The sequence below is a fragment of the Kribbella antibiotica genome, from assembly GCF_004349055.1.
Classification (GTDB): Bacteria; Actinomycetota; Actinomycetes; order Propionibacteriales; family Kribbellaceae; genus Kribbella; species Kribbella antibiotica.
The window spans coordinates 91,741-110,935 of sequence record NZ_SMKX01000009.1; the positions used below are offsets into that span (position 1 = coordinate 91,741).

15 protein-coding genes are annotated in these 19,195 nt (G+C 59.8%); 11 read left to right on the forward strand and 4 right to left on the reverse strand.

What is annotated here, in order from left to right:
* The first annotated feature begins 318 nt into the window (after positions 1 to 318).
* Positions 319 to 1,632, forward strand: coding sequence for an NsdA family TPR-like regulatory protein (locus E1263_RS05480; protein WP_132166018.1), 1,314 nt, complete (start codon positions 319 to 321; stop codon positions 1,630 to 1,632).
* On the opposite strand, the gene E1263_RS05485 is transcribed toward E1263_RS05480, so the two are convergent.
* Both E1263_RS05485 and E1263_RS05490 read right to left on the reverse strand, forming a co-directional pair.
* The gene (locus E1263_RS05485; protein WP_132166020.1) at positions 1,618 to 2,649 is read right to left on the reverse strand and encodes a sugar nucleotide-binding protein; all 1,032 of its coding nucleotides are present in this window, start codon (positions 2,647 to 2,649) and stop codon (positions 1,618 to 1,620) included. The two genes, E1263_RS05480 and E1263_RS05485, sit on opposite strands and share 15 nt — an antisense overlap.
* A 108-nt stretch (positions 2,650 to 2,757) precedes the next feature.
* Positions 2,758 to 3,594, reverse strand: coding sequence for a hypothetical protein (locus E1263_RS05490; protein ID WP_132166022.1), 837 nt, complete (start codon positions 3,592 to 3,594; stop codon positions 2,758 to 2,760).
* Between the two features lie 292 nt (positions 3,595 to 3,886).
* Here E1263_RS05490 and E1263_RS05495 point away from each other — a divergent pair, with 292 nt between their 5' ends.
* The 8 genes from E1263_RS05495 (at position 3,887) to E1263_RS05530 (ending at position 15,296) form a co-directional block, all read left to right on the forward strand.
* Positions 3,887 to 6,256 (forward strand): DUF262 domain-containing protein, encoded by a 2,370-nt coding sequence (locus E1263_RS05495; RefSeq protein WP_132166023.1) that lies wholly within the window; start codon positions 3,887 to 3,889, stop codon positions 6,254 to 6,256.
* 272 nt (positions 6,257 to 6,528) lie between these two features.
* A complete protein-coding gene (locus E1263_RS44275) occupies positions 6,529 to 6,747 on the forward strand; it encodes a helix-turn-helix domain-containing protein (RefSeq protein ID WP_165956488.1) in 219 nt (72 codons plus the stop codon).
* A complete protein-coding gene (locus tag E1263_RS05505) occupies positions 6,744 to 7,910 on the forward strand; it encodes a cysteine desulfurase family protein (protein WP_132166025.1) in 1,167 nt (388 codons plus the stop codon). Before E1263_RS44275 ends, E1263_RS05505 begins: the two co-directional genes overlap by 4 nt.
* Positions 7,907 to 8,866 (forward strand): DUF4007 family protein, encoded by a 960-nt coding sequence (locus E1263_RS05510; RefSeq protein WP_132166026.1) that lies wholly within the window; start codon positions 7,907 to 7,909, stop codon positions 8,864 to 8,866. The genes E1263_RS05505 and E1263_RS05510 overlap by 4 nt, the downstream gene beginning before the upstream one ends.
* Positions 8,863 to 12,366 carry a hypothetical protein gene (locus E1263_RS05515; RefSeq protein ID WP_132166027.1) on the forward strand — a complete coding sequence of 1,168 codons (3,504 nt, stop codon included), beginning with the start codon at positions 8,863 to 8,865 and terminating at the stop codon, positions 12,364 to 12,366. The genes E1263_RS05510 and E1263_RS05515 overlap by 4 nt, the downstream gene beginning before the upstream one ends.
* A complete protein-coding gene (locus tag E1263_RS05520) occupies positions 12,359 to 13,210 on the forward strand; it encodes a phosphoadenosine phosphosulfate reductase family protein (RefSeq protein WP_132166028.1) in 852 nt (283 codons plus the stop codon). Before E1263_RS05515 ends, E1263_RS05520 begins: the two co-directional genes overlap by 8 nt.
* Before the next feature lie 4 nt (positions 13,211 to 13,214).
* The gene (locus tag E1263_RS05525; protein WP_132166029.1) at positions 13,215 to 13,853 is read left to right on the forward strand and encodes a GIY-YIG nuclease family protein; all 639 of its coding nucleotides are present in this window, start codon (positions 13,215 to 13,217) and stop codon (positions 13,851 to 13,853) included.
* Between the two features lie 24 nt (positions 13,854 to 13,877).
* Positions 13,878 to 15,296 carry a DNA sulfur modification protein DndB gene (locus tag E1263_RS05530; protein WP_132166030.1) on the forward strand — a complete coding sequence of 473 codons (1,419 nt, stop codon included), beginning with the start codon at positions 13,878 to 13,880 and terminating at the stop codon, positions 15,294 to 15,296.
* Positions 15,297 to 15,508: 212 nt separating this feature from the next.
* Here E1263_RS05530 and E1263_RS05535 read toward each other — a convergent pair whose 3' ends face one another.
* Positions 15,509 to 15,808: a hypothetical protein gene (locus tag E1263_RS05535; protein WP_132166031.1), complete on the reverse strand. Its 300-nt coding sequence runs from the start codon at positions 15,806 to 15,808 to the stop codon at positions 15,509 to 15,511.
* 265 nt (positions 15,809 to 16,073) lie between these two features.
* Here E1263_RS05535 and E1263_RS05540 point away from each other — a divergent pair, with 265 nt between their 5' ends.
* On the forward strand, positions 16,074 to 16,484 hold the full coding sequence (locus E1263_RS05540) for a hypothetical protein (protein WP_132166032.1): 411 nt from the start codon (positions 16,074 to 16,076) through the stop codon (positions 16,482 to 16,484).
* Between the two features lie 50 nt (positions 16,485 to 16,534).
* On the opposite strand, the gene E1263_RS05545 is transcribed toward E1263_RS05540, so the two are convergent.
* Positions 16,535 to 16,723, reverse strand: a complete 189-nt coding sequence (locus E1263_RS05545) for a hypothetical protein (RefSeq protein WP_132166034.1) — start codon at positions 16,721 to 16,723, stop codon at positions 16,535 to 16,537.
* A gap of 192 nt (positions 16,724 to 16,915) precedes the next feature.
* Between E1263_RS05545 and E1263_RS05550 the strand changes: the two genes are divergently transcribed.
* The gene (locus E1263_RS05550; protein ID WP_132166036.1) at positions 16,916 to 17,905 is read left to right on the forward strand and encodes a hypothetical protein; all 990 of its coding nucleotides are present in this window, start codon (positions 16,916 to 16,918) and stop codon (positions 17,903 to 17,905) included.
* Positions 17,906 to 19,195 lie beyond the last annotated feature (1,290 nt).

A 19,195-nucleotide genomic window follows, 5' to 3' on the forward strand; every position in this document is an offset into this window, starting at 1 on the left:
GAGGATCAAGGCGTAGAGCACGATGGCCATCAGCCATAGGATCCACATTTCTGGTATCACGTAGCGTCACCCCGTCGTCGCGGTTAGCACTTTCGGTGACGAGAAGCTTCCCGCCGACCGGCCTGCCGTCGCCATGAACGACACCGGACACTTGACTGCCATCCGACTGCCATTTGGCCGTGATCGGCGTCACGGGGACCATTTGAGCTCAGATGCCAGGGGCCACGGCCTGCCATGTACCTGACATTTGGTTGACGTTCGACCGACATCGACGCGCGGAACTGGGTTTTCGACCACCGGTCTGACGTACCGTGAATTGTGGCTACGGCGCAGTACAGAACGCTCCTAGAACAGATCGTCCATGAAAGCCCGTGGACGGTCGATGAGACGTGCCAGGCGTTTGAACTCAAGGCGCGGCAGATGCAGGAACCGGCGACGTTGTCACCGCGTCAGTTGGCGCGGTGGATGCGAGGCGACGTCGGTCAAGCCCGTTCGGTGTCGAAGCGCGTCGCCGAAGCGTTCTGGGGGCACCGTTTCGACGTGTTGCTCGGCTCACCGGATGACGTACCTGAGTTCGAGCGCTACAGCGGAACGGCCGCGCCCGGCCTATCCGTTGACGTCGAATCGTTGGAGGCAGCGGCAGTCATGGCCGCCCACGAGAGCTTTGAACACGCAGCCCGAATCGCCGGCACTGTTGACTCGGACGACATTTCGTTGCTCCAAGAGTCAGTCCTCGAACTAGCCCGCGGTTACCAAGCCAAACCCCCGTTGCAGTTGCTCACCGAGGCCCGTCACATTCGCAACGTCGCTTACTTGATGCTCGACAAGACCAGACGGCCAGCTCAGACCAGTGAGTTGTATCAGGTTGCTGGTCAAGCCTGTGGGCTGCTCTCGGTGGTCTCATTCGACCTTGCTCGCTGGGACGCCGCTGAAGAACAAGCACGGTCGGCGCGTACTTACGCCGAGCTGATCGGAGATGCCCACCTCGAGGCGTGGTCCCGCGGTACTCAGGCGTTCATTGCCAACTGGCGCGGTCACAGTCGTCGCGCTGTCGATCTCGTTGCAAGCAGCGTTGAAAACGCACCGGCCGGTGTTGCCACAGCAAGACTGCGAGCGATCGAGGCCCGAGCGTGGGCCGAGCTCGGTCACCCGGATCGAGTGAAGGAATCTTTGCGCCTTGCCGACATCGAGATGGAGCAAGCACCCATCAACGAGGTGTACGGAGCGACTGGTGGTGAGTTCGGCTGGGGGCCAAGCCGCCACGCTGCTTGTGCCGGGACGGCACTTGTCGTCGTTGGGCAAGGCGAGTCGGCGGCAGTTCGGATCAACGACGCGATAACCCTTGCACCAGAGGATCCGCTCGGCGGGCTGGAACCTGCCAGGGCGCAGATCGACCTCGCCACGGCCGAACTCCTGGCCGGAAGGCTCGATGCCAGCCTTGACTCACTCACCGTTGTCTGGGAGATTCCAGCACCGCATCGGCGCCATGGCATCACCGGTCGTATGGAGCAAATTGCTCGTCATCTCACCGGTCGGGATTGGCGCGACACTAGCGAAGCCGTCGAGCTGCGCGATCAGATCGAGGTCTTCAACTCCGAGGCTGTCTCGCGCCTAGCGCTACCGAACCTCTGACCACTCAGCCTTGTCCCAAGCGGTGAGAAGTTCAGCTTCTCGGTCAGCTTCCATTCCGTGTTCCGCTTGGCGCGGATGGTCGACGATCCCGTTCTGCCCAAGAGCTGACTTGAAGTCTCGAAGCGTGTCAGCGAGAGGTCGGCACACAAGGCCTGCCTCCGCTGCACGCCGGCCGTCGACATGCCAGGTGCCTTCCGGAGTTCGCCACAGGGGCATCTCTGTCCACTGGGCAACGCCGTGCTCGTCCAGCCACTGGGGATCGACCCACACGGGTTCAGCCCGGCGGCCAGTCAGCTCAAGACAGATCTCGATGAGATCGCCGTACGTGGCGTACCCGGCAGGGGCGACCAGATTGAACACGCCGTCTCGCTTCGCCTCGATCGAATCGAGAAGGAACGTCGAGACGTCCCGCACGTCGATCGGTTGGATGGGTTGATCGGCAGGTGCTGGGAGCAGCCATCGGCCACCGCGCTCGGCTCGCTTCAACAGTTTGAGCCCGCGACCGACATACTCGCCGGGGCCGAGGATCACACCGGGGCGAACGATGAGGCTCCGTTTCGCACCCTCGGTTGCAGCATCTTCACAGCCCGATTTGAGCGTGCCGTAGTGGCCAGTGGGGGTGAGGTTCGCCAGTTCGGGAGAGTCCTCTGTCAGTTCCGGGGATGACGGCCAAAGCGGGGATGACTCGTCTACTGGCAACCCTGGCCAGTTCTGGTAAGCGCTGACCGTCGAAACCAAGACGTACTGCTCGACGTGATTCCCGAGTGCTGCCGTCACCCGAGCAACGTCGATCGGCTCGTATGCACTGGTGTCGATCACGGCATCCCACGGACCAGCCTCGGTGAGGCGCTGGAGATCGCCTTCTTTTCTCCGGTCGCCGACCACATGGGCTGCCCCGGCCGGCGGTTGTCCGCTCTTGCCTCGGGAGAAGGCGGTGACCTCCCAACCACGGGCGAGGGCATCACTGATGAGAGTGCGGCCGAGGAACCAACTGCCGCCAAGGATCAGGAGTCGCATGTTGACGATCCTGCCGGATCAAATCAGACGACGCGACTCTTGTGCGCCTGCACGTCCATGGCGACATCGTCACATCGGGCAACCAGAGACTCACTAACAACCAGCCTCCTACTCTGCTGGGCCGCTCTGGGGGTCGTTGGCGGCTTCTGCGAAGAGACGGTCGAACGGCGTTCTGACGACCTCGAGCTTAACGAAGTTGCTGAGATTGCGGTTGTTCAGCCAGCGGATCTGGATCTGGTCCGGGAGTGGGGTCTGAGGGTGTCTGCTTAGCCAGGCATACACGACCGCCGGGTATGTGGCCATCTCGCCGAGGGTTGTGCCGCCGATTTGGCCGACCGAGCGGATCCAAATCTCGTCACCGCTGTTTGTGAGCGCCAGGCCGTACCGGCTGCCGATCCACATTGCCACGATCGGCGGATAGTACGACCGGGGGTTGCGCTGAACGTCGGCGGGACTGGCCGTGCGGTAGCCGGGCACCTCGCGCAGCCAGTCCAGGTCGGCGTGGGTGGGTTCGTCGCACTGGACGGCACGGACGGCGAGCATCACATTTCTGCCGAAGTCGAAGCGGTCCGAGAAGAGGACCTCGTCCTGCCACGGCGAGGACCGCGAGAAGTCCTCATAAATGGAGACGACGTTGGCTGTGATCATGTCTGGTTCGGCGAGGCCGCGACTCAGCACGACCGCGAGCCTGGGAGGCATCCACACCGGCCAGTCGGGACGAGTCATGCCAGCAGCGTAACCGGATCGCCACCGTGTGGCACGGTCGTTCGCTGTGTTCAGGTGATCACCGATGCAGGTGTCACTTGCATCATTCTTCGGCTTCCCTGGTGTGGCCAGTCCAGATGTGCCGAGGTGGTTGACACGAACATAGCCCTCGGCCACCGGTGCGAAGGCACGTGCGCAGCGTTGCACCAGGCTGGGGATAACGCCGACGACGTCGATCACGGCATCCCAGGGGGCCGAGCGCGTCAAGTTCACAGCCCTCCGGCGGGGAGCGTCATGACGCTCTGTTGGCGTGCCGGGATGACGACACGTAGTGATATCAGGCAGGATGACTGAGTAGCAAGGCTGGCCTCACCCAGATGGCCATACTGCTGCAACTGACCGTTCGTCTGGATCCAATACCGCTGAGGGCCTTCAGACAGCAAACGAGTTCTCGTGCATGCATGATGGCTGAGGCAAGGATGCTGGCTGGCAATGTGGTCACGCGAGCTGAGCAATCGTTGAGGAGCTAGTGGTGCCCACAGAAGCGAAGGACATCTTCGAAGCAACAAGCAAGAGTCTGCGGGAGTTGCTCAGCGAAAACGGACTGGGGCTCTACCTACCTCCGTATCAACGGCCGTATGGATGGAGTAAGGACAAGGTCGAGAAGCTCATCGACGATACGCTGCATGGCTTGAAGCACCTTGGCCAATCCAACGACAGCTTCACCTTCCTCGGGACCGTCATAACGATCCATGACACCAACCATGTCACGATTCAGCCGATGGTGCGCAACGAGGTGCCCGCAAAGGTGCTGACGGTGATCGATGGGCAGCAGCGGCTTTCTAGTCTGATCCTGTTGACCGTGTCGCTGCACAGCCAGATCCGACTGCGGCATTGGCAATTATTCAAGGGCAAGCAGCCTGATCAGGATGATGTCGCGCTCACGTTTCTGCATGAGCAAACTTTGTACCTTATGAAGCAACTCGGATCGACGTTCTACGAGACGCAGCCGTATGGTGACTCTCCTCTGTACCCCCGGCTGATTAGAGCCTTCGACGATCAGTGGGCTCGCAAAGTTCCTCAGGCGATATATCACTCGCCTATCGCCAATCTTATTTTTACGTACAGTAAACGGGTAGAGGATGAGGCGGCGGCGAAGGTAAAGCCGACAGATTTTAGGCCGAAGGCTCGTGATGGCGTCGGAGAGGGGGAACCCGACCTAGTCAAGCGTTTTGCGGAAATGCGAACGATCCTGGTCGATCTCGCGAAGGATAAGTTCCGCGAGGAAGTCGAAGGCCTACCTGACCTCTCCGTGCTGGCGAAGAACAAGCAGTTTCAGCGGGCCCTCTTGAATCATGAACTTAGTGATGAAGTCGTCGAATATTTGGATGGCATTGAGGATGGTCCTGCAGCCGAGCTGTTTCGGCTGGTTATGCTGGCGTCATATGTCCTGAATCGTATTGCGTTGACCGTGGTCAAGGGTAAGGATGAGGACTACGCGTTCACTATCTTTGAATCACTGAATACTACTGGCGAACCCCTGACCGCCTTTGAGACTTTTCGCCCTCGTGTGGTCATGGCGGAAGGTCTAGCGGAGTATCAGGACTCAGTTGCCCGGAAGTACATGGATGGCGTCGCCGAGTATCTTTCGACGTTCACAGTGGGCGATCAGCTGCAAAATGCGACTCGCGATCTGCTCATATCTTTCGCCCTGGCCGAGACAGGATCTAAGTTGTCGAAGCGCCTAGCCGACCAGCGCGCATACATGAAAGATGAGTTTGAGCGGCATTCCAAGGAGCCTGCGACACGCGAGGCGTTCCTGAGTCATTTTGTGAATACGGCAAATTTTATTTCAGAAGCCTGGGCGCCAAATGAGCAGCGCCAGTTTCCGGGGCTGCCGGCCAACGCTACGACGGACTCAGTCCGGCTGTGTGTGGCATTCTTCAAGAAGCTGAACCACAGTATTGTCATCGCTCCGATGGTCCGATTCTACTCTGAGGCTTTGGCGGCGAGCCCTGAAACCAAGAATGAGGTCATCGCATCTCTTGAAGCGGCGATGAAAGCAATGGCCGCTTTCACGGTCCTATGGCGAGCCTCTCGGCGTACGACCGGAAACATCGACCGCGAGTACCGCGACATGATGACCGGCCTTAACAGCTTGACAGGTATGGGCCCCTTAGCGCGCACGCAGAAAAATTCTTCCGGCGTCGGTCAGGCTGCGCCAGTGGTCGATGTCGAGGCTCTACGTGCCGAGTTGCGGGCTCGGCTGGAGTCGGCAGAGCACGGGGACGTAAAGGGTGAATCGAACTGGGTCACTCAAGCATCGACTGTACCGCTCTATACAACTAGCGCTCCTCTGACGCGATTCGTCTTGCTTGCGGCTTATCACGACACAGTCGAAGACACCGCGCAGCCAGGATTGATTCGAGCTGGTAAAGAAGACTCTGGCCCGTGCTTGACATATCAAGGATGGGCTGATGAGGCGCACCTCACGGTTGAGCACGTGGCGCCTCAGTCGAACACGGGCGGTTGGTCACAAGACTTCTACGCCGAGAAGGAGCTCGTACATCGCGTTGGCAATCTCGTCCTCGTTCCCCAGGCAGCCAACAGCTCTCTGAGCTACAGGCCGTGGGCAGAGAAGCGCATTTTGTACGCAGCGCTCGGAGCGCGCTCGATTGAGGACGCGAGAGCTGCTCTGGAGGAGGCGGCGCTGCAGAAGGGTATTACCTTTCAGCAGTCCACAGAGGACCTTGTGCACCTTTCGAAGCACATGCCGCATCTTCTCTCGCTGGGCACCAAGACAGAAGACTGGGATCCAGAATTTGCTGCTCGGCGGTCAGAGCAGCTCCTGCGGCTCTGTTACAGGCGACTCATGCCGTGGCTGGGTGGCACGACGCCGTAACGCTGCGGCAGGGTGTGCTTGATGTCCTTCTTCAGCGGCTCGGGCACACCGAGCCTGCTTGCGGAGATGACGCCTGGTTGGTGGCCTAGTCCGGTTCCCGGGCATCGACCGTAGCCATCCTGGCTACTAGCACATAGGCCGCGCTGTGGCAAGTGGTCGGGCGAAAGGCGGCGTGCCTCCCAAGACTGTCGGAGGGACGGCATAGCGTGTTCGCTATGACCGCAGACGGACCCTCCCACCGCCTACTTTGGCAATGCTCCAACGGTGGCGGGATGACAACGGACAGCAGCTTCGGCGGCCTCCTGAAGCAGCTTCGGGTTCAGGCCTGCCTGAGTCAGCAACAGTTAGCCGACCAGCTTGGGACGACTCAATCGGCTATCGCCCGGCTTGAGGCTGGGAGCGCTCGCCCCTCGTTCGTGACTCTCGAAAAGTTGGCCGAAGCACTAGGAGAGGATCTTCTAGTGCGTGTCAGTGGTCGGGAGTCAGCATGAGCGAGATCATCTACTTCGATAACAACGCTTCAACCAGGCTGGACGAAACTGTCCTGGAGGCGATGCTCCCGGCTCTGCGGCACGCCGGCAATGCGGCGAGCGGTCATGCTCCCGGTGACTGGGCTAGGAACGCTGTCGAGATCGCCCGTGAGCAAGTCGCAGAGCTGCTAGTGGCGAACCGAAACGAGATCATCTTCACGAGCGGATCGACCGAAGCTAACAACCTTGCGATTAAGGGAGTGGCCTCGCAGGCACCGGACAGGAGTGAGATCGTCAGCTGTGTCACTGAGCACCCGGCGGTGCTCGGTCCGCTTGAGAATTTGAAGAAGCAGGGGCATCCAGTCACGCTCGTGCGAGTGGGCGCCGATGGCCTCGTTGATCTCGCCGAGCTCGAGGATGCTGTCACCGAACGTACTTTGCTCGTGACCGTCATGGCAGTGAACAATGAGACCGGTGTTGTCGCTCCAATGGCCGAGGTCGTACGCATCGCGCATGCGCAAGGCGCCCTCGTCCACACGGACGCCACCCAGGCCATGGCGTGGGGTGGGTTTGACACAACAGCGATTCCGGTCGATCTGTTGTCTCTGTCATCGCATAAGTTCCACGGCCCGCAAGGTGCTGGAGCACTCTTCGTCCGACGCCAGACCCAGGCTGCACTCAGACCCATCGCCGAAGGCGGCGGACACGAACGAGGCCTTCGGAGTGGCACACTGAACACTGCGGGGATCGTTGGGCTGGGTGCAGCTGCCGAGATTGCGAAGCGACATGGACCAGAGGCTGCGGAGACGGTCCGGAGCCGGCGAAATGTTCTGCACCAGCTGCTTCTTAAGGATCTCAGTGCCGCTGGATTAGCTCTGAACGGACACCTGACAGAGCGCGCCCCGGGAACTTTGAACGTAAGCGTTCCAGGCATGGAAGCTGATGCGGTCATCGTGGCGACGCCGAGTGTGGCGATGTCGACCGGCAGCGCGTGCAGTACCGGTGTCCCCGGGCCGTCGCACGTCCTCACGGCCATGGGTCTCTCAACGTTGCGAGCCGACGGATCACTGCGGCTGAGTTTGTCCAGGTACACCACCGATGACGAGATTGAAGTAGGAGCAAAAGCAATTATCACTGGGGTTGGCCGTGTTCTCGGCCGTACTAACTTGGTCGGTGCCCGATGAGCGGATTGATGCTTGCTAACGTCGCTGAACCGGCCTTTGCTCGCCACGAGACGTTCCATCCGCGGTTCGGCTGGCTCCGCAAAGCGGTGAGCCAAGCCGGTGACGGAACGGTGTTTGCGGATGCAGAGGCGACAGTCAAGCTCGGCGTCGGCAAGAACATGGTCAATGCGATTCGGTACTGGGGCCTCGCATACAAGGTTCTTGAGCAACGACCCAACCCGGCTAACTCGCGGCTCGCGTTGGTCATGCCCTCCGCCTTCGGCGAGGCGCTACTAGGTGACGACGGATGGGACCCTTACCTGGAGGATCCCGCGAGCTTGTGGCTACTCCATTGGAAGCTGCTCGAATCCCGTTGCACCGCACCGACTTGGTGGGTTGCTTTCAACGACTTCACCGCACTTCAGTTCACTGAGGCCCAGCTCACCAGCCACATCATGCAGCTCACCGCTGCGGCTGGCTGGCCAACCGTTGTGGAGGCATCAGTTAAGAAAGATGTCGACTGCATGATTCGGACCTACACCGTCCGGCATCACGGTCGGCAGGCCATCGACGATGTATTGGACTGCCCCTTCCGCGAGCTCGGATTGATGGAGAGCGCCATCGGAGACGAGGGTCGCGCCTGGCGATTCGTCGTTGGTGACAAGCTCACCTTGCCTGACGACCTCGTCGCGTATGCGGCTCTTGAGTTCGCCAAGGGATCGAGCGAGGACGCCCGATCGATCAGCATCGCCCGCCTCGCGCACGATCCGGGAAGCCCCGGATCGGCGTTCCGTCTAACGGAAACAGGACTCTTCGACGCGCTAGGTCGGTTCAGCGAGACGCATCCAGATCTGACCGTGGCGGAGCCTGCCGGACTTCGACAACTGCTCTTCGAGAAAGATCCGGGGGCTATATCGGCAAACATCCTGAAGGCCTACTACACGGCGAGCGCCACAGAGGAAGTTAAGTCAGCATGACAAGCAAGAGCTCGGTGTTGCGTACCGAACTAGACGTTCGTCAGCACTACCTTCGTGCCGCGCACATCGAACACCATGAAGGTCAGTCCGGCTACATCCCGACGGCCCGCGGCCTTGAGGTGCTTCACCGCATCACCAGGGCTATGACGAGCAACGATGCTGGCCGGGCATGGTCTTTGACAGGTCCCTACGGTGCGGGCAAGAGCAGCTTTGGCCTGTTCCTGCATGCGCTTCTCGGCCCGGCTAAGGATCCGACGCGTGTAGCAGCGGTTGCAACGCTGGCAGAGGCTGAACCCGCTCTGGCCGATCTTATGGAGGACGGACGCCGCGCCATTGGCGCCGATGGCTCCGGCTTCATCCGAGCAGCAGCGACGGCTCAGCGCGAACCAATCGTCGATACTGTCCTTCGTGCGCTCCAGGCCGGAGCGCGTTCAAAGTGGAAGACGCGGGTGCCGGCCGCCGTCAAAGCGGCGCTAGCCGAAGCCGAGGAAGACCGGACGCCGCGGTCTGTCCGGCTGGTGCTGGAAGGTCTAGCGGAGTACTCGCCTGTGCTCCTCGTGATCGACGAGTTCGGCAAGAACCTCGAACACTTTGCTGACGATCCCCACACGTCGGACTTGTTTGTCTTGCAGGAGCTTGCTGAGCGATCGACCGGCGATTCAGGCATCCCCGTCTTCGTGGTGACGTTGCAACACCTGGCCTTTGATGACTACGTGCGCGGCGCGAATGGTGCCCAGCGCCGCGAGTGGGGAAAGGTACAGGGACGGTTCGAGGACATCCCCTTCATTGAAGGTGCCGAGCAGTCGGCGCGGTTGGTGGCAGGCGCTCTCACTTCCCCCAGTCCGACGCCCCGCTTCGTCAAATGGCGCAAGGCCTGGGCTGCGGAGCAGACCGCTGCCTGCGATGAACTAGGGCTACTGCGCCTGATCCCGGGTGGCGGCGAAACCATCGCAAGCTGTTACCCGGTCCACCCGATTACGCTGCTCAGCCTGCCGGTCATGTGTTCCCGATTCGGTCAGCATGGACGAACGCTTTTCAGCTTCCTGACTGGGCGCGAGCCTCACTCGGTCGTGGACTTTCTAGATGAGACTCCGGTGCAGGCGGCGCTTGCTAGCGTCGGCGTCGACCAACTGTTCGACTTCTTTGTCAGCTCTGGTGGTGGTGCCAACGGGCAGCACGATGCGCGGCTGACGGAAATCAACGTGACCATCCGAGAGGCCACCGGTCTCACAGTTGACGAGCTTCGTCTCCTCAAAGTTGTAGGGGTGCTGAATCTCCTCTCGCAAGGTGGCCCGTTGCGAGCGTCCGCTTCGGTTCTGCGGTTTGCGTTGGGCGCCGCGGGCACGGCCAAACCTATAGACGTTGAGAAGACGCTCAAGTCGCTGGAGCAACGGGGTCTGCTGACCTACCGAGCCTTCGCTGATGAGTACCGGATCTGGCGAGGAAGCGATCTCGATCTTCCGATGATCGTCGGCCAGGCGCGCGAGATGATCAGTTCAGCGTCGCCTGCGGCGCTTCTGGCTGCCGAGCACAAGATGCCGCCGGCCATCGCCGGTAGGCACAGCCAACGCGTGGGGATGCTGCGGTACTTCGAGACTACGTTTGCCGACGCTTCCACCAGGTCGATCACTAGGCCGACGACGGGCGACGCGGCAGATGGACTGGTTGTCTACTACATCGGTGCTCCGGAAGATGCCAAGCTCCTGACGGTCACCGACGGAGATAAGCCGGTGCTCGTGGCAACCACCGAGCACTATGCCTCCCTGACTGATGCAGTGTTCGAACTCGTGGCAGTGCAGCATGCAATCCGACGTGATGACGTTCAAAACGACCACGTGGCGCGCCGAGAGCTTCAAGATCGAGCGGCTGACGCCCAGCGACGGCTTACGGATCGAGTCACGACCCACCTCCGCCCCAACGCAGCAGGGGTGCAGTTCAAGTTGCTCGGGTCTGATCTGCAACTGCCTGCTACCCGTGGTCTGTCGCCGCTTCTGTCAGTAATTTGTGATGATGTCTACTTCTCCAGCCCTGAGATCCGCAACGAGATGTTGGGTCGTCGACAGCTGACTTCCCAGGCCGCAAAGGCTCGTCGCGAGCTGCTTGAAGCGATGGTGACGCACGGGCAATCTGAGTGGCTTAATTTCTCAGGGTTCGGTCCCGAGAAGGCGATGTATGCCGCGCTCCTGCGTCATACCGAGATCCACGAGAACACGGACGACGGCTTCGTCTTCCAGCCGCCGCGTGCGAATCACGTGGGATTGCTAGCCGCGTGGCGTGCAGCTGAGGAGATCATTACGTCTGCCTCGGAAGTGCCCGTCACTCTGGACAAGATCTACACCGCGCTGATGGAGCCGCCGATCGGGCTGAAGGATGGGCCAATCCCGGTCCTCATCACAGCTCTGCTCCTCCATCACGGTGAGGATGTGGCGATCTATCAGGAGGGCACCTACCAGCCCGCAATCACACCTGATCTGCTCGAACGTCTGGTGAAGAGCCCGGCCCGATTCTCGGTGAAGCACTTCGGGGTCGCGGGCGAACATCGGCGGGTCATTGAGGCTGTTGCGAGTGTGGTTGGGCAGGTTACGGGTCGAGAGATCGCGGCCACTGCTAATCGGTCGGGTGGCCGTCGGAACCTCGCGCTCCTGGCGGTGGCCGGCCCGCTCCTCAACTTCATGAGGCGGCTCCCTGAGTACACGCTGAAGACCAAGCGGCTCTCGACGGATACCGAGGCCGTGCGCGATGCGCTCCTCAATACGCGTGAACCGGAAACGTTGCTCTTCGAATCGCTGCCCGCAGCCTGCGGTCTCAAGCCGTTCGTTGGCAGTCTGCGCAATCGCAAAGACGACATCGAACTGTTTGAGAACCGACTTGCGGCAGCACTCGATGAGCTCAAGGCCGCCTATGACGAGTTGCTCATCGAGTGCTGCGAGACCCTTGCGGCAGATCTACGCTTGAGCGAGGAGTTGGGTGCGCTTCGCGTCGAGTTCCGCGGGCAGGCAGCTTCGTTGACGCACAACTTGCTCGAACCTCGTCTCCGTTCTTTCGTCCTCCTCGCGGCACAGGCCGAACTGGACGACACCGCGTGGCTCGAAGCGATCGCCAACAACATTGCTACGAAGCCAGCCACGACCTGGCGCGATGATGACCTGGCCCGGTTCGAAGTAGAGACACGAGCTTTGGCCGGTGCGTATCGACGAGTGTTGTCACTCCAGTACGAGGCCCTAGCGGCTGAGCGTGCTGGGTTTGATGCGCACCGCGTCACGATGACTAACCCAGATGGCAGCGAGCACAGCACCGTGGTTTGGGTCGACCACACGACGAAGAGTCGGGTCGAGCAAGTGGTTCAAGAAGCCCAATCCAAAGTTGAGAAGTTCCTCGGTGCACGCGGCGGCGAGGCGCTGCTCGCACTTCTGGCCGATAGCGTCCTTGGGCAGCACGACGAAGCTGCCGAAGGCGATCATGCTGATTCCCTTGAGCGCAAGGATGTGGGATATGTCTGAGACAGCTAGCAACGCGACCATTGATGCCCCCAAGCCGGCGGTTCGGCATGTGATGGGTATCTCGGGCGGTAAGGATAGTTCAGCGCTCGCGATCTACATGCGCAACCGTATTCCAGAGATGGAGTATTTCTTCTGCGATACCGGCAGCGAGCTGCCCGAAACATATGAGTACCTGGATCGGCTGGAGACGGCTCTCGGGAAGCCGATCGCGAGGTTGAACAACGATCGCGACTTCGATCACTGGTTGTGGGTATACCAGGGCGCCCTGCCGAGTCCGCAGATGCGCTGGTGCACGAAGACTCTGAAGATCAAGCCGCTCGAGGAGTGGATTGGTGATGCCGAGACCCTCAGCTACGTTGCGATTCGCGCAGACGAGCACCGCGATGGGTATATCTCGCACAAGCCGAACATCCACGCGGTCTACCCGTTCAAAGAGGATGGCATCGACAAAGAGGGAGTGATGCGCATTCTTGACGAGGCTGGCGTGGGGCTGCCGAAGTACTACGACTGGCGGACGCGTTCGGGATGCTACTTCTGCTTCTTCCAGCGCAAGGCCGAGTGGGTCGGGCTGGCAGATCGGCATCCAGATCTCTTCGAAAAGGCCGTCGCTTACGAAGACAAGGTGAACTACGAAGCGCAGGCCATGGAGGGCCGTCAGTACACGTGGACAGCTAAAGAAACGCTTCGCGAACTGATCGGTCGGCGCGAAGAGATCATGGAGAAGCACAAGGAGTCAATGGAGAAGGCGGCCTCTCGGCGGAAGAACCTTCCGCTCATCGACGTGCTAGGAGACGCCCTAGACGACGATGACGACACTGCTGCCTGCATGGTCTGCACCCTTTAGCCGAATGACGGGACCCGCCGACCCCATGACCGATGCCCTCTCCCGCCTCGTCCAGCGCCACCGGGACGAGCCGAGTCCGGTGTTATCCACAGACTGGGCCTTTCTCCGCCTCCTCGATCAGTCCGGTATGAGTATGCTCAGTGATGACTTGAGCACCGCTGGCAGTCCTTGGGAGGTGTACGAGGCGACCGAGCGGTTGTGGGAGATGCTGCCAGATAAGCCTGGTCTCTATATGTTCGTCTGGCGTCCGTGGTTTCGGTTCGACGTTGTCGAGCCGAGCCCGGACGCCGGTCAGCCAAAACCAGATAGTGTGTCGCAGATTTTGTACATTGGCCAGGCGGGGGCGTCTGTTGGGCAAGAGAGCAATAGCACTCTGAAACAGAGGTACAAAAGCTATCGTCGTCATATTCGGGCGGATCCGAGAGTGCTGTGGACGCCCGAACGGCCGATGACGCGACCGCAGCTCTCTCGCTACCTGGCACTTCGGCCTCTTGAATATTGGTTCACTGTCATAGAGGACCGCAGTGAAATCAAGAGCCTTGAATCGAGACTCTTAGCTGTATTTAACCCGCCAATGAACAAGAATGAACGACCGAAGATCAGGGCGCAGTATAAAGATCCTGTTCCCGCTTTCACCAAATAGGCACCTGCTAGCAAAGGATTGATCATGCCGTCGAAAACGTTTGTTCCGGCATTTAAGGCGCATGTCGGAGACTGGGAATATTATCTGTGCCTCATGAGCTACGCCCAGGTCGGCCGCGAGATCAACTTTGCATATGAGCTCGGCGGCAACAAAGACCTCGGGACGATGATTCAGCGCGGCATCGGAGACCGTACCGAACAGATCACGCAGTATCTGCTTACTAACGAGCACCGTTTCCTTGGGTCGCTGGTGGTTGCTGCATGGGGTGGCCATCCTGAATATATCCCGCTTGAGATGGATGACACGGCGGAGCAGGGAATGCTCTCTGGTGTCGATCGTGAGTTCGGGGTCCTTACCTTTGATGGAACGCATCAGTTCTTCGCTCTGGATGGACAGCATCGGTTGAGGGCTATCAAGGACGCGATCAAGAAAAATCCTGACCTGGGTAGCGAAGATATCGGCGTCATCGTGGTGCCGCACTTCAATAACGAGAAGGGCCGCGTGGCGACGCGACGTCTCTTCACGAACATCAACCGAAATGCCGTAAAGACCAGCCAGCAAGAGAACATTGCGCTGGATGAGGATGACGGCTACGCAATCCTGACGCGTCGCTTTGTTGACGAACATCCTTTTGTTGGTCAGGAAGGTGTCGTTCAGGTATTCAGTAAGCGTGGGACCGAGGGTGAGCTGAAGCTTGCTACCCGGCAGGTGCCTGTCGGCGGCTCTGCCTGGACGACGATCGGCGTGCTGTACGACATTCTGAGGACACTGGGCTACGACCTCGATGGCACGATGCAGAAGCTGACACAGCGTGCGACCGATGATGTATTGGACGGCAGCTACGAGATCCTTGAGAAGCGTCTGGATAGTCTGCTTGCCGCGGCCGGTAACCTTCAGGTTCGCTATAACGGTGCGGCCAGTCCGAAGGAGCTTCGCGCTCCCAGGGGACATGAGGGCGACGGGCATCCGTTCATGCGGCCTGTGGTTCAGATCCAGGTTGCCCGAGTTGTAGCACACGTGATTCAGCAAGGTCTGCTCACATGGGACGAGGCACTTGAGCGCCTCGCCACTTTGGATTGGAGACTAGCCGCAGCACCCTTCTTGTCGGTCTGGACCGAGACGCCAGATGGCCGCAGCAAAGGCAAGATGGCGACAGGTAAGGACAACGCCACTACCCTGCACAACCTTCTCGTCGCTCATCTCGCACCGACGAGTCGGGCTGAGATCGATCGCGCGGTGAAGGCGTATAGGGCGCTGAAGGGCAAGCCGTATCCCGTCAAGGTCGATGCCCTTGCTGGTCGGATCACACAGCCGCATCCGGTTTCTCCGCCGGCCGTGGATGATGTGGCGTCGTCATCTGCGGAGGATGTCCTGCCGGAGCTAGACCTTGACGACCCGGACTTGATCGCAGACGTCGAGCCAGGTGACGCAGAAGATGAGTGAACGGGCCGTTTAGACCCGACGTGGTGCTGCCGCCAGCCTTAAGACCTGCAAAGGATGGTAGGCAGCACCACGCCCGTCGAATCTGAGTGCTACGTGCTCGCAGGTGGAGCTTAGGACTTCGACCCGGCAGTTAGCCGATTAATTGTGGAGGGCGGCCCAAATCAGAGGCTCGCTCGGACCGGCGATGACATGACCCAGACCGTGGCTTGTGGCTAGCCGACTACTGCCGGATGAGTGCCCTTCAGAACTCCTTCGACGGTTGCTCGCGTCCCGGTGCCCGTCACCTTTGGAAGCGTTAGAGGGGCCTTGCTCGTTCGTGTCAGGATTCCACGCGCCCACATCGCGTCGCTGAACGGTGTAGAGAGCCAGACGGCTCGAACCTGTAGTTCGCCCTTTGTGAAGATGTCGCGGACAATCTGACCATCGTCGTAGTGCGCTTCGTCATGGGTCCATCCGTACTCCGAGGCCCAGTCGAGGACATCGGGACGCCGGTCTACGTGGGCCGCTGGCATGGCTTGCTCCTGGTGAAGAATGTGATGCGTCATCAGATGACGCACCAGGTCGCTCAATCCATGAGTCACCTGCCGGTGAGTAACGGCCGTCTGGATGCTGAGCCGCGAAGTCAGGTGGCGAGCGGGCCGCGCCTGCTCTCGTGAGGCCCGTCGTCGGGCAGGATCTGCGGGCCGCAGCAGGCCACGCGCGAGTCTTGACTTAGATCCTTCTCAAAGATAATCTTCGATCAAGATTTTTCCTTGGACTCTAAATGGGGTGGCGGTTATGGCGACGGCAGTCGAGGTTGAGCATGAGTGGGAGTACAGCTACAAGGATTGGGAGGCGCTAAAGAAGGCCGTTGACGCCGGTGGCGGTGTCTTGCGGGTGGTGATGTGGGAACTTCGGCACCTTGAGGATGCCGGTCGTCTTGGCGTGCACGTCCGCGCCAGTATCAGCCGGAATCTGCTGGGCCTTGGGCTCGCGCACCTGCCGAAAGAGCTGCCGTCGTACCAGGAGCAAGAAGCTGTCATCTACAAGCTGGGCACGCCGGCCGCCGCGGTCGTTGACGCGGTGGCCGGAGAGAGTAATAAAGAGGCCGAGGCTGCGCTGAGGCGACTGAACACCTCTCGCGACTCGGAGAAGTTGCAGGCCGTGACGGAGAAGTTTGCTGAGCTGAGCGAGATCCTTGAAGGTTGACTGTCGTGTCCACATGAGAAACCCCGCAGCTGGGCTGCGGGGGTGTTGTCTCACGTGTCGTGAGGGTGCCCGATCAAAATGCTGGCAAGGATGAGATACAGCAGGCCGCCGATCGAGCCAACTGTCATGATCTCGCCACGAGACAGCTTGCTGAAGACGATCAGGCTGAGGTTCAGTTCGATCAGGCACAACGTGCCGACGGTGAAAATGAGTATCCGAATGACGCTCAAGATTTTCACGGTTCCTCCGCGATTAGTTCCTGCCGCTCTTACGAGTGACGACCCACCGCGGACATGCGACGGGCTATCAAACGCCAAACTTGCTTTGGCAGTTGATAGCCCGCCTCATATGTCTATTTGTATAACAAATGAACTATTTATGCAAATACCGGACTTCGCAGTAGTGCCGTTGGGGACTCCAGGGAGTAGCGCGTGAAGTTGAAGGCCTGGTTCGATAGCCGCTCAGAAGAGATCAAGGTAGCCATAGTGATCGGCATCGTCACATTGATTGTGACGATGGTGCTTGGCGTAGCGGGCGTCATTGCTCAATTGGCGGGCGCTGAAGTTCGTTGCTGGATTGGTCTCGACGAGTGCACTAACGGAAAGCCGGACTCAAAATCTACGGCGACTCCACGGACATCTACCCCCGGCGGCAAGGCTTCTTCGGAGCCGACCGATGACCCTGAGGGACCACCAGATCCCACTAAGCCATACGCGGGCGTCAAGCCGGCGCCACGCAGGCTTCCTAATATGAGCCCGTTCGTGGAGCTCTCCTTTTATGACCTTACTAACAGAGGAAAGCTAGTTCCGATCCCGATCATTGGATCGGGTTTCACTGCAAACTCGAATGTTAATTTTGAAATATTCAGCCCCTCGGGAGCGAGCTCAGGGTCCGGCGGCTACGACACCGACGAACGCGGCATCTTCACCACGGTCTATGGATGGGTGCCGTTTCAGTACAAGGGGATTGAAGGAAACAATGGCGGCTGGAAGCTTGTCTTCACTGACACCGTCTCGGGCAAGAAGACAGTACGACTCTTCGTCGTCAAAAGCGACGATCAGACGCCGGAGCCGAGCCAATGGGATCGGCCGGACGCCTTGGATGGTCGTCGCTCTGGTTCACCCTCTATTTCGGTTTCGGCGAGCGGGACGCTCTGTAAGGGCAGTGGTGTGCGCACGGAGACAACCGGCGCGGGCTTCACTCCGGACTCTGCCCTGACAGTGAAGTTTTACCGAAGCGATGGCCAGAAGCTCGGCCAACGTGACCTGACCGCCAATGGCGATGGAAAAATTGATCGTGCCTTCGACTATTGGATTGTCAGTTCCTGTGAGAGTGGAGTCGAGTTCCAATACCGCTTCGAGGTGACCGAAAAAGGAACTGAGCGTAAGGCGTCAGGCACAGTTTATCTGCCAAGTAAGTAGGCTCTGATGGCCCCCGTCCTTGCCTCAAAAGTGCCCATGGTAGTCCGGGCAGCTCTCTCGTCGATCGGAAGATAAGTTGGTCTTGTTGACTCTCGTTGCAAACTGGGCCCAGCTGGAGCGTGACGGCTATGCACCTTCTGCAATATGGTCGCCCATCCGGGTTTGAATGCAAGCCCTCTGTGGAGTTGTATCCACTTGCTTCGAGAATGACCGACTCGCTATCTGGTGGCAGTCTAGCTGCGCTAGACGAGCATCTTGAGATCAAGTACCGGTACCTGACGCACGACTTCCAAGCTATCCTGGTCAATCAGTCGACCACACTTGAAGCACGCGTAGAGGTTGGTTGTCCACTCATCCGGCGCGGGATTTACTTCCTCGTTCCGATCGTTAACTGGATAGAAGCCGTAGTCATTCGGGTGGTTCCCGCATAAGCAGTCCCAGTCGCCGTAGTCATTCTCGCGTATCTTGCTCACTGCTTGTTTTGGTAAAACTGACTTCATATATTCTCATTTTAACATCAATTCAAATTGCGTAAAGGCAAATGCTGAGCAGATGGCGCAGTCTGCGGCTACCTGCCTTGGGTGTCCCTGATCCTTACGCCGTGCCCTCGCAAGGTCGTGATGATCGTCGTACCGTGGAACCCCAGCCGTTCACCGATCCGCGCCGATGACCAGCCCGCTTCGTAGAGCCGTGTGGCTTCAGCGACGTGCGCGGGAGTCAGGCTCTTCGGTCGGAGGGTGACTCCCTCCCGCCGCAGAATCAGCCCAGCGGTATTCGGGTGGATGCCGAACTGTGTACCCAGCTTCCGCAGGTTTGCGCCCTCCGCGTATCCGGCGATCAGCTGGGCGGTCTGCTCGGCATTGAGCTGTTTGGCTGTCCGAGGCCGCTTCCGTGGTGGATCAGATGACCCTGGCGTCGAGGAGCCTTGCGGGAGTTGTTTGATGAGTCGTTCCAGGTCTCTGACCTGCGCGTTTGTGTTGTAATACGGTCCCCACAGGTCCACGAAGTCGATAGGCGAGGTGTGCGGCGCTCTCACGAGCGCTCGCCGCCTCGCCTTCGTCATTTGTGCGGCTTCGCTTCGCTCGCCGCGTTGCGGGGGCTTCGCCACCCGCACCCCCTTGGCCTCGCTTCGCATCGGCCTGTGGTGCCGGGTTGGGGCGCGCTCTTGGGTTCTGGTGGTGGCTGGGGCTGCTTGTGGGTTCGGCTCGGGGCTTGGGGGGTCTGCGCCACTGAGTAAACCGGTGCTGGCCCTGTCTCTTATACACATCTGACGCTGCCGACGAAGCTAGA